The sequence below is a fragment of the Nocardia pneumoniae NBRC 100136 genome (assembly GCF_000308755.1).
In the GTDB taxonomy this organism is placed as follows: domain Bacteria; phylum Actinomycetota; class Actinomycetes; order Mycobacteriales; family Mycobacteriaceae; genus Nocardia; species Nocardia pneumoniae.
The window spans coordinates 43,644-57,995 of the sequence record NZ_BAGF01000075.1; the positions used below are offsets into that span (position 1 = coordinate 43,644).

Below are 14,352 nucleotides of genomic sequence, written 5' to 3' on the forward strand. Positions count from 1 at the left end.
CGCGATTCAGCGCGCTGTCCAGGGCCGCAGTTTCTCCGGGTTCCGGATCGCCCAGATGCGGGTGATCCGGCCGTCGGCGATGTCGAAGGCGTAGACCGACACGATCGTGTCGGCGAGCTGCGCCACCAGGCCGGGTTGGCCGTTCACCGTGCGCTCGAGCAGCGTGACTTCGGGGCCTCGGGCGGCGATGTCGATCCAGGCGCGGGCGATCTGCTCGCCGCCGGTGATCGGGCGGCGGAAGGCCGGAGCCAGGCCGCCGCTGTCGGCGGTCGCGGTCGCCTGCGGGTCGAGCAGGCCGATCAGGGCCTCGATGTCTCTCGTCTCCCAGGCTCGTTTGAAGTCCCTGACCACCTCGGCGCGCTGGGTTGTCGACGAACCCTGCGAGGTGCGGATGCGGCGGCGGGCGGAGGAGGCGAGCTGGCGGCAGGCCGCGGGGGTGCGCCCGACGATGCCGGCGACCTCGGCGAAGGAGTAGCGGAAGACATCGTGCAGGACGAACGCCACCCGTTCGGCCGGCGTCATGGAATCCAGCACGACGAGGAAGGCCATGCTGATCGACTCGTCCAGGGTGACCCGGTCGGCGGGATCGGCGGGGGCGGGTCCACCGAACCATTCGGAACGGTCGGGCACCGGCTCCGGAATCCATTCGCCCACGTAGTGTTCCCGCCTGGCACGCGCGGAGCCGAGCAGATCGAGGCAGATGCGGCTGGCGACGGTCGTCAGCCAAGCGCCGGGCGCCGTCACATCCTGGCGCTGCCGCTCCGACAGCGCGTACCAGCGCATGTAGGTCTCCTGCACCACATCCTCGGCTTCGGCCAGCGAGCCGAGCAGCCGGTAGGCGAGATTGATCAGCTGACGTCGTTCGCTGATCACCGAGCGCAGGTGCGGATCGGTCATGGTGTCGGCTCCTTCGGTCGATGCTGCCCTCATCGAAATCGACGAAATAGCGGCCCGAATTGTGAGGCGGCCTGACATTCCGGCCGCCTGCGTCGTCGAAGGGTCGTGACACCTTCAGCAGAGCAGGAGTTCCGGCCATGATCAGAATCGGCATCATTCTCGGCAGTACCCGGCCCAACCGCAACGGTACGCAGGTCGCGCAGTGGGTTCTGGACACGGCATCGCAGCGCGGCGACGCCGAGTTCGAACTGATCGATCTGCGCGATCACCCGCTACCGCATCTTGACGAGCCCGCGCCGCCGATGTTCGGCCCATCGGTCCATGAGCACACCCGCGCCTGGGCCGAGCGGATCGCCCCGTTCGACGGCTTCGTGATGGTGACTCCCGAGTACAACGGCGGCGTCCCCGGAGTGCTGAAGAACGCCATCGATCACCTTTTCGCGGAGTGGACCGACAAGGCGGTCGGCTTCGTGTCCTACGGCGTGAACGGCGGCGCCCGCGCCGTGGTGCAGCTGCGGACGGTCTGCGGCACGCTGGGCATGGCCGACGTGGGCTATCAGGTCTCGATCTCGCTGCTCACCGATTTCGAGAACCACACGACCTTCACGCCGCGCGACCACCATGTCGCAGCCCTGAACAAGACGCTGGATCAGGTCGTCGCCTGGAGCGCTGCGCTCGCGCCGCTGCGGGCTGGCGCCGAAACCACTCTCGTCAATTCCTGAGGAGCCCGAACATGCCGATACCATCCGACTTTCGGTCACTCGCCGACCGTATCGAGATCGAAGCGCTCTGCGGCGAATTCACCGACGCGGTGATGATGCGCGACTTCGACCGCCTGGCAGCACTGTTCACCGACGACGCGGTGTTACGCATCCCCGACGCGGGTATCGAAGTCGCCGGCCGCGCCGAATTCGGGCCCGGGATGCGGCGCATGCAAGGCGCCTGGGACTACTTCGTCCAGCACACCCATCCCGGCGCGATCGACGTCGACGGCGACACCGCCTCCGGCCGCGCCCACATCTGTGAATTCGGCCGACTGAAAAGCGGCAGTTCGCATTTGAACTATGCGATCTACCACGACCGCTACCGGCGAACGGCCGACGGCTGGAAGTTCACCGAACGGGTCTACGAGATTCGATACCTCGACAACTCGCCGCTGGCGGGCTCACCGCCGGGAGAGAACGGACTGGGTGTGGACATATCCGCGGCGAAGCTGCACGGGTGAGCGCGCCATGGGGCCGCCGCCATCACAGGCAGCCCCATGGGCAGCATCGTGTCCTGCTGGCCGAGTCGGCGGCTACCGTCAGGACTCCGGTGGGAGTATCGGCGAGGTGAACACTTCCTCCAAAGGTGTCGGGCCGGTGTAGCGGCGGCAGTTGCAGCCGACCCATTCCTTGAGGCCGTGGGTGCCCTTGCGGGAGATCTCGGCGTGGCACGTACCTGTGGCGCGATCGTGCAGCGCCAGGTCGTGACCGCAACCGCAGCGCGCGGGAAGCTTCTCCCCCAGCCGGGCTCGCCGCCGATGGCTCAATCGGCCGCAAACCCAGCCGACGCCCACCAGACCGGCGCCGACGGCGAGGCTGAGCGGATCCAACATACTCGCAGTATACGTATACGCATAGACGCTGTCATTCGAACCAGGACTCCGGGAGACCGGCGGTTCGCGACTGTCCGCGGATTATGGCAGCGACCTCCTGTGGGCTGGCTCACCGGTAGCAGTACGAATCTGAGGAGGCGTCGCCGCCCTGGAGGCGCACTTGGTGCACTCGCAGACCTCGGAAGTCCTCGTCGTGTGGGAAGAAGGACTCGTCGATGGTCATTCCGCCGTCGGCATTGGTGCGCAGCACGGCCATCCAGGCGCCGACACCGTCCGGGTAGAACTGGTCGTCCCACGCGCCGTACAGCGAGTTGGTGACGTAGACCCGCCGACCGTCACGGCTGACCTCGACCATTTGGGGTCCGCCGGCAAGCGGCTGATTCGGCGCGGCCGGGTGGGCGGTGCGGCCAACGATCCCGCCGAGCCGGACGGACCCGGTCTGTTTCGGGCTGGCCGGATCGCGCACGTCGAACTGCTTGAGCTCCCCGGTACCCCAGCACGAGACGTAGAGGAAAACGTCGTCGACCGACAGGTCGATGTCGCTGACCAGCGGGGGTACCGCGCCGAACGGTTTCAGCGCAGGCGGCAGCAGGTCGGGATCAGCCGGCTCGGCCGGGATAGTGATCACCTTGTCGACCACCCACTCTGCACCGTCGCGGTGCCAACGCCACACGGACGCCGACAAATCCTCGGTCGAGATCACCACGCCGACGAAACCCCAGGTGGCCTCCGGATCGTGCGAAGGGCGCAGCTCGAGTGGCATCTGGTTGTGCTCGCCGAGATCGATCCGCTGCTGGTGCCGACCGGCGGCGAGGTCCCAGAAGTGGATCGCGTGGCCGTACTCGTTGGCCAGCAGCAACTCCGGTTTCAGTCCGTCCTCGATCATCGACGGCGTCCCCCACTCGCTGCTGACCAGCGTGTTCTGGTTGAGATGCCACCAGGCGTCGTACGCGAGGTATTGCGGCCCACGGTCTGTTTCCCATTGCCGCAGCACATCGAATGTGTCGTGATCGAGCAGCGCTATCCCACCGGGCCCGTCCGACCCGTCTGCCGCGCCCAGGCAGGTCATGAACACACCGTCCGGTCCGCAGTGCAGCGTGTGCGGGCGGGAATACCCGGCCTTGGCCGCGAGTTCGGACCTGTCCACGATCTTGGCCAGGGCGGGTTGGCGTGGGTCCGGTTGGGTGTCGAACACATACAGGCATGACGAGCGCAGACCCGGCACGATCAGGTACCGCCGAGCCAGCCCCTCCATGTGGTGGCCCGCGTGCTTCAGCGCGCTGCTGCAAGCGTTCCAGCCGAAATGGTGCAGCTCGTTGCCCAGGTGCGGTACCTCGGTCCAGCCCACCACCCGGCCATAGGTGACCGAGCCCGGATCCACATCGATCACCGACAGCGCATCCGGCTTCTGTGCCGCGCGGTCGAACGCGACAACGTATGCGAGCCGCTCCGGTGGGGCGGCAGCCGCCTCCGCGGCGCTCCGATAGAAGGTCGGGTCCATTTCCGAGTGATTCATTTCCGCCTCCTTCCTTTCGATGGCGGAGACCCACGCACCTCGCCCGACTTGCTCGTTTCGAGGTCGGCGCGACCCGTATGGTCGCGTGCCGTGATCGCGCGGGCAGGCAGTTACCAGTCTCGGCCTTCCGGCGTGGATCGACCAGCTAGCGCCGATGCGATCGCAGAGCGTGAGTCGTTGTCCGGGACGACTGGAGTGTCACAGCCTGTGCGAACGGCTACGCGTTGTCTGGGTGGAGTCGGTCGAATGCGGCGAGTGCGTCCGCCAGGACGTCTGCGGCGAGTTCGGGGTGGGCCGCGATCAAGGCACGCGCCGGAGAAGATGCGTACTAACGGACGCATAAACCGGGCGTAAACCTGTGTTGATTGTGATGTGAGTCACACGCCACTGGCAAACTCCCTGGCTGGGCGGCAAACCAGGTCCGCACCTGCGGTTCTCTACAGCAACTTGCCGACTCGCCCTATGCGTAGTTAACCGACTGTGCGTAAACTGTGACCAAGCTGATATCAAAATGGCGGCCGGAAGGTCGGTGGTCCTGTAAGCGCTCGGTCGGCACGACCGTACGTCCGCAGGTTGCCCGCGAGGTCGGCGAGCAGAAGTCGGCAACCGACTCGCGATCTTCCGTCTCCCCATGCGTCACCGTATTGAGCGTCTCCCACAACAAAAGAACTGCTGCATCGGCGAGCCTCAGCGGCTCACGCTTCCCGGCTCCCTGGTACCCCACCAGGTTGCCGGAACCCGATCCCTCCGTTCGAGAAACGATCCACCGCCGCCACTGGCCACCAAAGGAGCTGCAATGCGCGAGAAGGTCGAAGACGCACTACATCAGGATTTCAATCGCTGGAGCGAGCTGGTCGACCGCGCCGCACACGCAGATAACGAAGTCGAAAGGGAAAGGCCCGCCCGGGCCGCGGCGGAGCTGGAAATGAAGTGGATCCGCACTGCCGCCGAAGACTGGAGAACACTGCACGACCAATGGTGCGAGAGAATCGACCGGACGCGCACGAGTATCAAGTCCGAATACGCTTTGCTTTGAGCCGTTCTCCACTGCAGGACGCGCACCGTCGCGGACGGCGAATGCGGGTGCACGCACCGCCGCCGAACCGCTTCCCGTAGATCCGACCCAGCCGTCGGCAATTGTGGGTCCGGAAGCATCCGCACGCCGACAGCGGCCTGAGTGGCCGCGTGTACTCGGTCTTCTGGCGATGGGCCGGAGTGCGCCACGGTCCGCTCGTTCGGCGGCAGGTAGCCAGCTACTCATTAGCAACGCTGCCGCCTGAGCGCCACCTCCTGAAGTGCCGCCTGATCCAGCCGCCGCGCACCGCGGCGCCGCTGTCCAGATCGCTGCACTTCGATGTGGTGAAGCAGTGGTCGCGCTGACCCGAGTCACTCCGCCTCGGCGAGGACGAACTCGATCACTCGACGCTCGACGAACACCCCAGTTATCGACGCGTCCAACCTGCTCGGGTCGCGCTCATTTCCCTTGCTGTGATCGGCGACGGAACAATCGCCGAATACGCCCACCGATACCGGAGGATGCCCGCGGTTCCGCGGTGGGGGTTTCGATGGTTTCCTGAACCGACGTCGCCTGGGCGAGTCGCACGTGCAGTTGTTCGCGGACCTGATCCGGGGTGTAGGCACGGCGGCGGCGCTCGGCGCGCACCACCACGACCCCGGTGGCGACCACACCGGCCGCACCCGCCAATCCCAACACCTTCCACCACCGCATACCGCATAGGCTACGACCATGACGGGGACGGGCATCACTCTCGACCGAGCGGCCGAGATCACCAGAACGGGTGACATCTGGCTTTTCCGTGGCCATTCGACAGCCGACCGGGTGATCCGGATGACGACGAACAGTCCGGTGAACCACGTCGGGATGTCCGTGGTGATCGACGATCTGCCCGCCCTGATCTGGCACGCGGAACTCGGACGGTCCCTGCCCGACATGTGGTCGGGAAGCACGCACCGTGGCGTCCAGTTGCACAACCTGCGCGATGCCGTGCTGGTGTGGGCGCACCGCTACGGTCAGCAGGCTTGGTTGCGCCAGTTGGACCCTCCTGCCACCCGAGAGATGGAGGACAGCGTGCTGCGCACCATCGCCCGGCTCGACGGCACGCCGTTCCCCTCCACCGCCGCTCTGGCGGGGCGCTGGCTACGCGGCCGCGCACGCCTCCCCCGCCGCGGAACGAGCCGGTCGGCCGCCCGGCAACTGGAGAACGCGTACTGCGCCGAAATCGTCGCTGCGACATACCAGTCGATGGGACTGCTGCCCGAACACCGCAGCCCCGACTGGTACGACCCGGGCCGATTCTGGAGCGGAGACGGACTGCGGCTGTCCGGTGACTACGAACTGGGTGGCGAGATAGCTGTACTCGGCTGACTCGACCGGGTGGTGCGGCAGTCGACGACAGTGAAACGATGGCTACCCGCCCTGTCGCGACCTCGGTCCGCACCCCCGCGCAGGTACCGGTTCGTCGCGGCCGACCGGTTTCCACTGGTGGGAAGACGTTAGATACGGCCGCTGGGCTCCCGGGGAAAAATAACCTGCCGTTAGCACCTGGGCCTGCGATCGGTCCTGACGGCTCACCCTGAGAGGGAACCAAATTCGATGAGGATCAACCGCGCACTCCGCCTCGCTATCGGGGCGATCGCCGTCACCCTCGCCGCTACCGCCTGCGGTGGCGGTAGCTCCAGCGACTCCGCGACCGCCAGCGATCACGTGCGGGACGGCAAGCTGACCATCGGCATCAAGTTCGACCAGCCCGGACTGGGCTTTCGCGAAGCGGACGGCTCGTTCCACGGCTACGACGTGGAGATCGCCAAGTACGTGGCCGGCAAGCTCGGTGTGCGGCCCGAGGGCATCACCTTCAAAGAGGCGCCGTCGGCGCAACGCGAGACGATGATCATGAACGGTGAGGTGGACTTCATCGTCGCCAGCTATTCGATCACCGACGCCCGCAAGGAGAAGGTGGACTTCGCCGGGCCGTACTTCGTGGCCGGACAGGCCCTGCTGGTGAAGAAGGAGACCACCGATATCACCGGTGTCGAGTCGCTGACCGGCAACAAGAGGCTCTGCTCGGTCAAAGGCTCCACTCCGGCGCAGTACGTCAAGGACAACCATGCCAAGGACGTTCAGCTGGTGGAAGTGGACACCTACTCGCGGTGCATCGAAGCCCTGCGCAGCGGTTCGGTCGACGCGGTGACCACCGACGACATCATCCTCGCCGGTTACGCGGGGGAAGCATCGGGCGAACTGAAGCTGGTCGGCAACACGTTCACCATCGAGAAGTACGGCATCGGCCTGAAGAAGGGCGATCAGGAGACCCGGGCCAAGATCAACGACGCGCTCGAGGCAATGATCGCCGACGGTTCCTGGAAGAAGGCGTTCGAGGACACGATCGGTCCGCTCCGTGACTCGACGCTGACGCCGCCCGCTATCGACCGGTACTGATCACCGATTTCGGCACCGGCACAGATGATCGATCCCGCGATCTTCGATCCGGCCCGGTGTCGGGATAGGCGGCGGTATCGCGTCCGTGGCGAAAACGGCACAGCGTAGTGCCGAATCGCTAACCCAACCGTTGATTCGCGGCCTGGGTGGGTGTTCCGGTTTCGACGAGTCCGGTCAGGGCCGGTGGGAATGGGCCCTGGTGCAGGACGCGGAGGCGTTGGGTGGCGCGTGCGCCACCCAATCGGATCTTCCGGTCGTCCTGACCGCGGGGCGAGGCGGTCAGGACGAAGCCGAAGCTACGAGGTTTGTCTCCGATCGAATCTGCTCATCCGCGCTTCCGCCGAGAGCGGAAATTGCATCGTCCAGGTGTCCGTTTCGCGTGCGATCACCCCATTGACCCGGTGGGAGAAATCTCTGAGCAGTCCCATTCGCCGGTCTATTTCCCCATTGGAATTTGCGGACGCCCTCGAAACGGACGCCCACTCGAGTTGGAAATCACACAGCATCGCGTTGATCGACTGCGCGCTTCGGATGTCACGCAGCCACGCTGCCGAAATTCCGAAGAATCGGTCGAAAGCCGCGCATCCGCCCGCGCAGGCGAGCAGTGCGTAACCCCAACTCGGGTTGACGGCGTCGACCCCGGCGGTCGTCAGCAGCGGCACCAGAATTCCGAGTAAGCCCAAACTGATCATGGCCGCGGTGAGGGCTAGGCTGGTTCGCCGCTTCGTCAGTTTGTCCCTCGCGTACCGATCGCGTGCCTCTATGGCATACGTCTCGACACGTTGGAACAGCCGGGCAAGGGTCTCATCGGAATTCGACCAGTCGGCGGCGCGGAGGTCCAGCGAAGGCGGCACTCCGAGGTCCTGCGAGCGATCCCCGCCGATGGGCGATCGGTGCTCTGTCACGGCCGTACTGTATCGCCCCGAACTCCGCGTTGATCACCTGATCGACTGTTCCCGGGCAGAGCGGGCTGCGCTGCGGCGCCTGACGGGCCTGCGACGCGGTCGACCCGGTGCCGCAACAGGATTCAGACCTGTGGCGATCGCGCACTAGAATCGCAAGCGATCATCATATGAGCGAGAATCAGGGTCTCACGCCGCTGCGCTACGACCAGACGGGCCTGCGCGGCAGGCTCGCGCGGGTACTCGTCGAGGAGCCCACCGATGAGATCGGTTGGCCTGCCGACCTACCGGCCGGGGTCGATACCGTCGTGATCCTTGACGATGAGCCGAACCCGCATCACACCCTGCGGGTGCACCCGCAGGAGGACCCGGCGAACATAGTCTTGGTCGTGTTCGACCAGTTGGCGCTGTGTGCGGACCGGTGACAGATGGACCCCCGACGGATCGAGCTCAACCGTAGGCACAGCCGGGAGATGGGCGTGCTGTTCCAGCGGTTCCTCGACGCCCATCCGGATGTCGAATCCGAAGTCCCCGGAGCACAGATGACCGAAGTCCAAGAAGCCGCGTGGACGGCCTTCAGCGCGGCGCTCCTTGCTCGGCATCAGGCCGACCGATCTGCGCTTGCGGCCGAAATCGAAGCCGAGCAACGACAGCGCGACACCCGGTAGACCGGTAGACACCTCGGCGAGCCACCCTGAGGCGGTGTCGATCGGGCCGCCAGCGCCCGGGTCATGAGCCGATCCGGACGCCGGTCAGGGATACCTTTGCGGAACACCGAGGATTACGACGAACCAGGGAATTCCAGTCCAGCCAACTCGTCCAGGACCCGATCGATACTGTCAGATCTGGCATCTGGTGAGTCGAGGCGTTCGCGCAGCACGGACTCGGCGCGATCGAGCACCGCCGTGGTGAGGTCGTGCCCGAGTTCCTCCCGCAACTGGCGACGCACCTGCCGGAGGTGGTCCAGACCGTGTCGGCGCACCCGTTCGACCTCGGCGGCTGCGGTTTCGCGCAGTTCCGCGAGGATCCGCTCGGCATCGGCGTGCGCTTCCCGGTGGATGCGGGTCACCTCGCTGCAGGCCCTTGCGTCCGCTTCTGCGAAGGCCCGTTCGGCGGCGGCCAGTTGGGCCGCGGCCCGCGAGCTCTCCTCCAGTTGTTCGCGAATGGTGTGCTGCGACCGGTGCATCATCGCCTTCGCCTGCGGCGCAATCCATTTGCCGAGCGCACCGACAATGACGGCGAAGCCGAGCAGCTGACTCAGGAATACCGGCCAGTTCCAGGTGATGTCGTAGATGCCGTCACGTTCGTTCAACGCCTCCACCTCCGATCACTCGGTCTGCCAGATCACCGGCCAGCGGTTCGAGTTCTCCACGCAGCCGCGCCGCCACCGCGTCGGCGTGCGCCCGCAGCTCTATCGTGGCCTCGGCCAGCATCTGGTCCGACTGTTGCCGCGCCCGCTCGCGCGTCGAGAGCAGGATCGCCCGACCGTCGGTCCTGGCCTGTTCACGCAAGCGTGCGGCCTCGCCGCGAGCCTGTGCCACTGACGAGCGATACCGTTGCTCGGCCGCCTCGAGAATCTCGCGCGCCCGTTGCCCATCAGCGGCGGTCTTGGCGACGCGAGCCTCCCGTTCCGCGAGCACATCGCGGATCGGCGGCACCACGATCAGCCGGATGACCGCGAGCACGAGCAGGAATATCGATAGTTCGACGAAGAGGGTGCCGTTGGGTATCAGAAAATTCTGCCCTGCCAGGGTTTTCGTGGTCATGGCATTACTTGCCCGGCGCAGCGAAGGCGAACAGCGCCATGAATGTCAGGTTGATGAAGTACACGGCGTCGACCAGGCTGACCGCCATCAGATAGTTGCCGCGCAGCCTTCCCTCGGCCTCGGGTTGCCGGGCAACGCCGTTGATCAGTGCCGAACCCGCCATCCCGTTGCCATAGCCTGCGCCGATCGCGCCGCCGACCATCATCAGTCCGCCCGCGAGCAGGGCCGCCGCCTGAACGATCGTCGCATGGGTCACGTCTGTCATTTCTGTTCTTTCCTTTCCCCCGTTGAATAGGAATGTGGTGGTTCGGAAGATGGATCTGGTTTACAGAGCTCAGTGCTTTTCGTGCTCGAGCGCGGTGGCCTGACCGAAGTAGAGGATGGTCAGCAGAGCGAAGATGAAGGCCTGAATGAATCCCACGAACAGGTCGAACAGCTTCCATGCGGCGTTCGGGCCCCAGCTGAGCCAGGCCGGGAGCAGTGCGATCACCGAGATCATCACCCCGCCCGCGAACATGTTGCCGAACAACCGCAGGGCCAGCGACAGCGGTTTCGCCAGTTCCTCGATGACGTTGACGAGAATCATCGGGCCCCACCCTGTATGCCCCTTCAACACCTGTTTCACATGCCCGATCGGACCGCGTCGCGCCATACCCGCGGCGTGGTAACAGAGGAAGACGAACAGCGCGAGCGCATAGGTGAAGTTGACATCCGCGGCGGGCGGTTTGATCAGTTCACCGTCGCCGTATTGCACCGGCAGCACGGACAACCAGTTCGACAGCAGAATGAAGACGAACAGCGTCACCGCCAGTGGCAGAACGAAAGGCGCGATCCGAAGTCCGACTGCGCTTTCCACCTGACCGCGCAGCTGCACGGTGACGGTCTCGAAGAACAACTGCACACCGTTCGGAACGCCGGAGGTCAGTTTGACGCGCAGGTAGAGCGCGAGTCCCACGACCACAACAGCCGCGACCGCGGTGGCGAGTACGGTATCGACGTGGAAGTCCATTCCGAGGAAGTGCGCAGTTTCATGATGTCCCACTTCGACTTTCGTCATCGGGTGCCTCGCGACACCGGCATTGCCGCCCAGGGCAGCAGGGCGATCTGAAAGGACACCAGCCCGAAGAGAACGCCGAGCCCATCACGTCGCGTCAGTACGCCGACGACCAGCGCGAGCGCCGTGACACCGAACAACCGCAACCCGCTCGCTGCAGCCAAACGCTGCTTACCGGTGCCGATGTCATGCGAAATCCGGACGACGGCAACGCGAGTGAGCCACGCATTGACACAGCCCAATGCCATCCCGACGCAGACGAATACACCCAACAGCAGCCGATCGAGCATCCCGGCCACCGCGAGAACGATGATTCCCGCTCCGGCGGAGACGATGATCGGACGCCGGTCCACGCTGACCGTCATATGCCCTCCCGTAGTGACGATGTGACGGTATGTAGCAGAGCTACTACATACGGCCACGACATCATTCTTACTTACTACGGGCGGTAGTACCAGAGATTGGGACAAATCGGGCATGCCGGTCGAGGTTGCCTGCGTATCGGGTTCATGCCTCTGTCACCCATGCTGAATCACCGTGTGGTGGGGCAGCGGATCCACGCCCCCATGCGGTGTCGATCAGGAGAGCGATTCGGCATAGACCGACAGAATCCGGGTGGTGTGCCTCGATTGGCGCGGTTCATCGGCGTGTGACGACAATGCCCGGCGCATGGCGTGCAGTTGTGTTCGGTCCCCCGCGAGGCTCCGCAGCACGGTGGCCAGCGACTCCACCGACCGGTCGGGGGCGCGGACGCCACCGGCGTCGGGCACTGTTTCGGAGAGTTCGGGGTCGCAGTACACGACCGGCAGACCCATCGCCATCGCTTCGAGCAGGACCATGCCCTGGGTGTCGCAGTCGGAGGTGAGCAGCAGGACGTCGTGGGTGCGCATGGCGCTCAGGCAGGCGGCTTGGTCGACCTCGCCGTGCAGGTGGACGCGATGACCCAGATGCGCCCCGGCGACCGCCGAGCGGGCCCGGTCGGCCAGCGGCCCGCTGCCGTAGACGTCCAGCGTGCATTCCTCCACGAGGCGCGCCACCTGGATCGCTTCCAGCGGGCGTTTCTCCGCGGACAGGCGGCCGCACCACAGGGCACGCAGCGGTGCGTCCGCGGTCGTCGCCGCACTGTCGGTGCCGCGGACCCGCTCGAGCAGTTCGTCATCGATACCGTTGGACACCACGTGAATCGGCCGGTCCACGCCGCGTGCGGCCAACCGGCGGGCGAAGTAATGGGTCGGCACGATCACCCGATCGGCCGCCTGAGCCTGCGCGACCAGCGGACGCCACGCCAGCCGGGCGATCCTGCCGTCGCCGTTGTGTGCGGGGCGTCCCTGTAGCGGTACGAACCAGCCGTGCACCAGCCGCATGGTCAGGGCGGACAAATACGGTGCGGGGGAATATTTCTCGATGACCGTTTCATCACGGCTCTGCATGGTCTGGACGGTCGGGATACCGTGCCTGCGGGCCGCTCGTGCGCCGGAGATTCCGCAGCCGTAGGTCGTCAGCGCGTGCACGATGTCGATCGGGCCGCGCTCGGCGAACGCGGCATCGATCCTGCGTTGGTTGGCTCGAGTCGGAAGGACCACCGGCAGCCCGTTGGACATCGCGATCGGCAGCGCCTGGAGAACTACCGTATCGGCATCGGGCGTCACCGACCCTGGTGCGGGCGCGGTGAATACGGTGACTCGATGACCGAGCCGCCGCAGGCCCGCGCACAGCGACCGCATCGCGGTTTGGACGCCACCCAGTGTCGCCGGATGAAAGTCGCTGAAGATCGCGACGTGCACGGATTCGGCCATGGCTCAGGCCGAGGCCGAGACGGCGAGTCGTTCCACCGCGTCCGCCGTGGCCTGGACACCGTTCTCGGTGGACACCGTGCGGCCGAGCTCTTGGGCCCGCCTGCGCGCCTCGGGTGTCAACGTCCGGACCAGCGCGTCGTGCAGCCGGTCCTCGGTCAGCGACGGATACGGGAAGTCGGCCCCGATCCCGAGTGACGAGATCCGCCAGCCGTAGAAGAATTGGTCGCTGTGCACTCCGATCACCACCGCGGGCAGCCCGGCGCGCAGCACATCGTGGGTATTGCCGCTGCCACCGTGATGGACGACCGCGCGACACCGCGGGAGGACGCGGTCGTAATCGAAGGAATCGAGGACGAACAATCTCCGGCCGTATCCGATGCCGCGCGGATAGCCCTCACCTCGCACGGTGACCAGGGCGCGGGCACCCAGGCGGCGGCACACGGCGGCGATGAGATCGCAGCACCCGGCTGGATCGAGGATCGGCATACCGGTCATGCAGAAGTAGATCGGCGGCTCGCCCTCGTCGAGCCATTCGGTCAACGCCGGATCGACCACCGCTTCACCCCAGGCGTCACGCAGGTGCGCGGGCAGGATCGGCGCACCGACGACGGTCGACCGGTCCGGCCAGTCATCGGGTTTCGGCAACAGCACCGGACTCACCATGTGCACCAGCGGAATACCGTCCTCGCGGATGCGCCGGAACGGATTCCGTGGTTTCCCCGGCAACTCCATCATTTCGCGCACCCGCCGGTCCACCCGGCGATACGCCACGCCGTACGCCACCTCGAATGCCGAGTAGCTGGCCAACCGCAGTCGCCGCGACGAGATCATGTGCTTCACCATGAACGACGACGGAAACTCACCGGTGCGCTCGAGCGGATACGGCAGGCAGCCCACCACCTTCTGCCCGGTCTTCTCCGCACGCTCCATCGCCCAGGGCAGTGTCGAGGCGCACGACACGATCACCTCGGCCGATTCGCAAGCGCCGCTCAGCACCTGGTGCATCCGCTCACCACGCTCGCCCGCCATGATCTTGACCGTGTCCAGCATGATCCGCACGAATGGCAGCGTCTTACCGGAGGACAGGGCGCGTTTGGCCGCGGGCGATTCCAGTAATTCCGCGGAGTTGAACGGGATGACGTGCGGCTGGAAGCCCGAGCGGCGCACCACATCGGCGTAGTTCTCGGTGGCGGTCATTTCGACATGGTGTCCGCGAGACTGGAACTCGTCGGCCAGGGCGAGATACGGCTGATGATCGCCCCGGGTTCCCGCCGTCAACAACGCGATGCGCATACTCTCGACTTCCGTTCGTGTCCAATGTGATCGGCCCGCATTCAGGGTTCGTCCTGCTGTCGGAGCAGCCCAGC

General features: G+C 65.7%; 19 protein-coding genes. 7 read left to right on the plus strand and 12 right to left on the minus strand.

Annotated features, from left to right (window positions below):
- Window positions 1–6 precede the first annotated feature (6 nt).
- Window positions 7–897, minus strand: coding sequence for an RNA polymerase sigma factor SigJ (gene sigJ, locus ON34_RS23725; RefSeq protein ID WP_040783184.1), 891 nt, complete (start codon window positions 895–897; stop codon window positions 7–9).
- A 137-nt stretch (window positions 898–1,034) separates the two neighbouring features.
- On the opposite strand from sigJ, the gene ON34_RS23730 reads away from it, so the two are divergent.
- Window positions 1,035–1,619 carry an NADPH-dependent FMN reductase gene (locus ON34_RS23730; protein WP_040783186.1) on the plus strand — a complete coding sequence of 195 codons (585 nt, stop codon included), beginning with the start codon at window positions 1,035–1,037 and terminating at the stop codon, window positions 1,617–1,619.
- Between the two features lie 11 nt (window positions 1,620–1,630).
- Entirely contained in the window at window positions 1,631–2,122 is a 492-nt protein-coding gene (locus ON34_RS23735; RefSeq protein WP_040783188.1) for a nuclear transport factor 2 family protein, read from the plus strand.
- A gap of 78 nt (window positions 2,123–2,200) precedes the next feature.
- On the opposite strand, the gene ON34_RS23740 is transcribed toward ON34_RS23735, so the two are convergent.
- A complete protein-coding gene (locus ON34_RS23740) occupies window positions 2,201–2,494 on the minus strand; it encodes a hypothetical protein (RefSeq protein ID WP_040783190.1) in 294 nt (97 codons plus the stop codon).
- A 109-nt stretch (window positions 2,495–2,603) separates the two neighbouring features.
- Window positions 2,604–4,010, minus strand: a complete 1,407-nt coding sequence (locus tag ON34_RS23745) for a selenium-binding protein SBP56-related protein (RefSeq protein ID WP_040783193.1) — start codon at window positions 4,008–4,010, stop codon at window positions 2,604–2,606.
- Between the two features lie 796 nt (window positions 4,011–4,806).
- On the opposite strand from ON34_RS23745, the gene ON34_RS23750 reads away from it, so the two are divergent.
- Window positions 4,807–5,046, plus strand: a complete 240-nt coding sequence (locus ON34_RS23750; RefSeq protein ID WP_040783195.1) for a hypothetical protein — start codon at window positions 4,807–4,809, stop codon at window positions 5,044–5,046.
- A gap of 438 nt (window positions 5,047–5,484) precedes the next feature.
- Here the strand turns inward: ON34_RS23750 and ON34_RS23760 are convergent, their stop codons facing one another.
- Window positions 5,485–5,739 (minus strand): hypothetical protein, encoded by a 255-nt coding sequence (locus tag ON34_RS23760; protein ID WP_040783201.1) that lies wholly within the window; start codon window positions 5,737–5,739, stop codon window positions 5,485–5,487.
- 18 nt (window positions 5,740–5,757) lie between these two features.
- Here ON34_RS23760 and ON34_RS23765 point away from each other — a divergent pair, with 18 nt between their 5' ends.
- Both ON34_RS23765 and ON34_RS23770 read left to right on the plus strand, forming a co-directional pair.
- The gene (locus ON34_RS23765; protein ID WP_040783204.1) at window positions 5,758–6,396 is read left to right on the plus strand and encodes a hypothetical protein; all 639 of its coding nucleotides are present in this window, start codon (window positions 5,758–5,760) and stop codon (window positions 6,394–6,396) included.
- A 228-nt stretch (window positions 6,397–6,624) separates the two neighbouring features.
- A complete protein-coding gene (locus ON34_RS23770) occupies window positions 6,625–7,467 on the plus strand; it encodes a glutamate ABC transporter substrate-binding protein (RefSeq protein WP_040783207.1) in 843 nt (280 codons plus the stop codon).
- Window positions 7,468–7,763: 296 nt separating this feature from the next.
- Here the strand turns inward: ON34_RS23770 and ON34_RS33780 are convergent, their stop codons facing one another.
- Complete coding sequence (locus tag ON34_RS33780) at window positions 7,764–8,372, minus strand: SLATT domain-containing protein (protein ID WP_051023030.1); 609 nt, start codon at window positions 8,370–8,372, stop codon at window positions 7,764–7,766.
- A 167-nt stretch (window positions 8,373–8,539) separates the two neighbouring features.
- Here ON34_RS33780 and ON34_RS23780 point away from each other — a divergent pair, with 167 nt between their 5' ends.
- Window positions 8,540–8,794, plus strand: coding sequence for a DUF7161 family protein (locus ON34_RS23780; RefSeq protein ID WP_040783209.1), 255 nt, complete (start codon window positions 8,540–8,542; stop codon window positions 8,792–8,794).
- A gap of 48 nt (window positions 8,795–8,842) precedes the next feature.
- Complete coding sequence (locus ON34_RS23785) at window positions 8,843–9,037, plus strand: hypothetical protein (protein ID WP_157172401.1); 195 nt, start codon at window positions 8,843–8,845, stop codon at window positions 9,035–9,037.
- Between the two features lie 113 nt (window positions 9,038–9,150).
- On the opposite strand, the gene ON34_RS23790 is transcribed toward ON34_RS23785, so the two are convergent.
- The 7 genes from ON34_RS23790 to ON34_RS23820 form a co-directional block, all read right to left on the minus strand.
- Entirely contained in the window at window positions 9,151–9,681 is a 531-nt protein-coding gene (locus ON34_RS23790; RefSeq protein WP_157172402.1) for a F0F1 ATP synthase subunit B family protein, read from the minus strand.
- The gene (locus tag ON34_RS23795) at window positions 9,668–10,135 is read right to left on the minus strand and encodes a F0F1 ATP synthase subunit B family protein (protein WP_040783215.1); all 468 of its coding nucleotides are present in this window, start codon (window positions 10,133–10,135) and stop codon (window positions 9,668–9,670) included. Before ON34_RS23795 ends, ON34_RS23790 begins: the two co-directional genes overlap by 14 nt.
- A 4-nt stretch (window positions 10,136–10,139) precedes the next feature.
- Entirely contained in the window at window positions 10,140–10,400 is a 261-nt protein-coding gene (gene atpE, locus ON34_RS23800) for an ATP synthase F0 subunit C (RefSeq protein WP_040783217.1), read from the minus strand.
- A 69-nt stretch (window positions 10,401–10,469) separates the two neighbouring features.
- Complete coding sequence (gene atpB, locus ON34_RS23805; RefSeq protein WP_040783219.1) at window positions 10,470–11,192, minus strand: F0F1 ATP synthase subunit A; 723 nt, start codon at window positions 11,190–11,192, stop codon at window positions 10,470–10,472.
- Entirely contained in the window at window positions 11,189–11,611 is a 423-nt protein-coding gene (locus tag ON34_RS23810) for a hypothetical protein (RefSeq protein WP_157172403.1), read from the minus strand. The genes atpB and ON34_RS23810 overlap by 4 nt, the downstream gene beginning before the upstream one ends.
- 156 nt (window positions 11,612–11,767) lie before the next feature.
- On the minus strand, window positions 11,768–12,985 hold the full coding sequence (locus tag ON34_RS23815; protein WP_245548168.1) for a glycosyltransferase: 1,218 nt from the start codon (window positions 12,983–12,985) through the stop codon (window positions 11,768–11,770).
- A gap of 3 nt (window positions 12,986–12,988) precedes the next feature.
- Window positions 12,989–14,278 carry a glycosyltransferase gene (locus ON34_RS23820; RefSeq protein ID WP_040783221.1) on the minus strand — a complete coding sequence of 430 codons (1,290 nt, stop codon included), beginning with the start codon at window positions 14,276–14,278 and terminating at the stop codon, window positions 12,989–12,991.
- Window positions 14,279–14,352: the final 74 nt, after the last annotated feature.

What these genes read in the sequence shown, in the direction of transcription:
- atpE (WP_040783217.1), bottom strand. Translation starts at nt 10,400, where the DNA reads ATGACAGACGTGACCCATGCGACGATCGTTCAGGCGGCGGCCCTGCTC.
- ON34_RS23760 (WP_040783201.1), bottom strand. Translation starts at nt 5,739, where the DNA reads ATGCGGTGGTGGAAGGTGTTGGGATTGGCGGGTGCGGCCGGTGTGGTC.
- ON34_RS23745 (WP_040783193.1), bottom strand. Translation starts at nt 4,010, where the DNA reads ATGAATCACTCGGAAATGGACCCGACCTTCTATCGGAGCGCCGCGGAG.
- ON34_RS23730 (WP_040783186.1), top strand. Translation starts at nt 1,035, where the DNA reads ATGATCAGAATCGGCATCATTCTCGGCAGTACCCGGCCCAACCGCAAC.
- ON34_RS23795 (WP_040783215.1), bottom strand. Translation starts at nt 10,135, where the DNA reads ATGACCACGAAAACCCTGGCAGGGCAGAATTTTCTGATACCCAACGGC.
- ON34_RS23735 (WP_040783188.1), top strand. Translation starts at nt 1,631, where the DNA reads ATGCCGATACCATCCGACTTTCGGTCACTCGCCGACCGTATCGAGATC.
- atpB (WP_040783219.1), bottom strand. Translation starts at nt 11,192, where the DNA reads ATGACGAAAGTCGAAGTGGGACATCATGAAACTGCGCACTTCCTCGGA.
- sigJ (WP_040783184.1), bottom strand. Translation starts at nt 897, where the DNA reads ATGACCGATCCGCACCTGCGCTCGGTGATCAGCGAACGACGTCAGCTG.
- ON34_RS23750 (WP_040783195.1), top strand. Translation starts at nt 4,807, where the DNA reads ATGCGCGAGAAGGTCGAAGACGCACTACATCAGGATTTCAATCGCTGG.
- ON34_RS23765 (WP_040783204.1), top strand. Translation starts at nt 5,758, where the DNA reads ATGACGGGGACGGGCATCACTCTCGACCGAGCGGCCGAGATCACCAGA.
- ON34_RS23815 (WP_245548168.1), bottom strand. Translation starts at nt 12,985, where the DNA reads ATGGCCGAATCCGTGCACGTCGCGATCTTCAGCGACTTTCATCCGGCG.
- ON34_RS23740 (WP_040783190.1), bottom strand. Translation starts at nt 2,494, where the DNA reads ATGTTGGATCCGCTCAGCCTCGCCGTCGGCGCCGGTCTGGTGGGCGTC.
- ON34_RS23820 (WP_040783221.1), bottom strand. Translation starts at nt 14,278, where the DNA reads ATGCGCATCGCGTTGTTGACGGCGGGAACCCGGGGCGATCATCAGCCG.
- ON34_RS23785 (WP_157172401.1), top strand. Translation starts at nt 8,843, where the DNA reads ATGGGCGTGCTGTTCCAGCGGTTCCTCGACGCCCATCCGGATGTCGAA.
- ON34_RS23770 (WP_040783207.1), top strand. Translation starts at nt 6,625, where the DNA reads ATGAGGATCAACCGCGCACTCCGCCTCGCTATCGGGGCGATCGCCGTC.
- ON34_RS23780 (WP_040783209.1), top strand. Translation starts at nt 8,540, where the DNA reads ATGAGCGAGAATCAGGGTCTCACGCCGCTGCGCTACGACCAGACGGGC.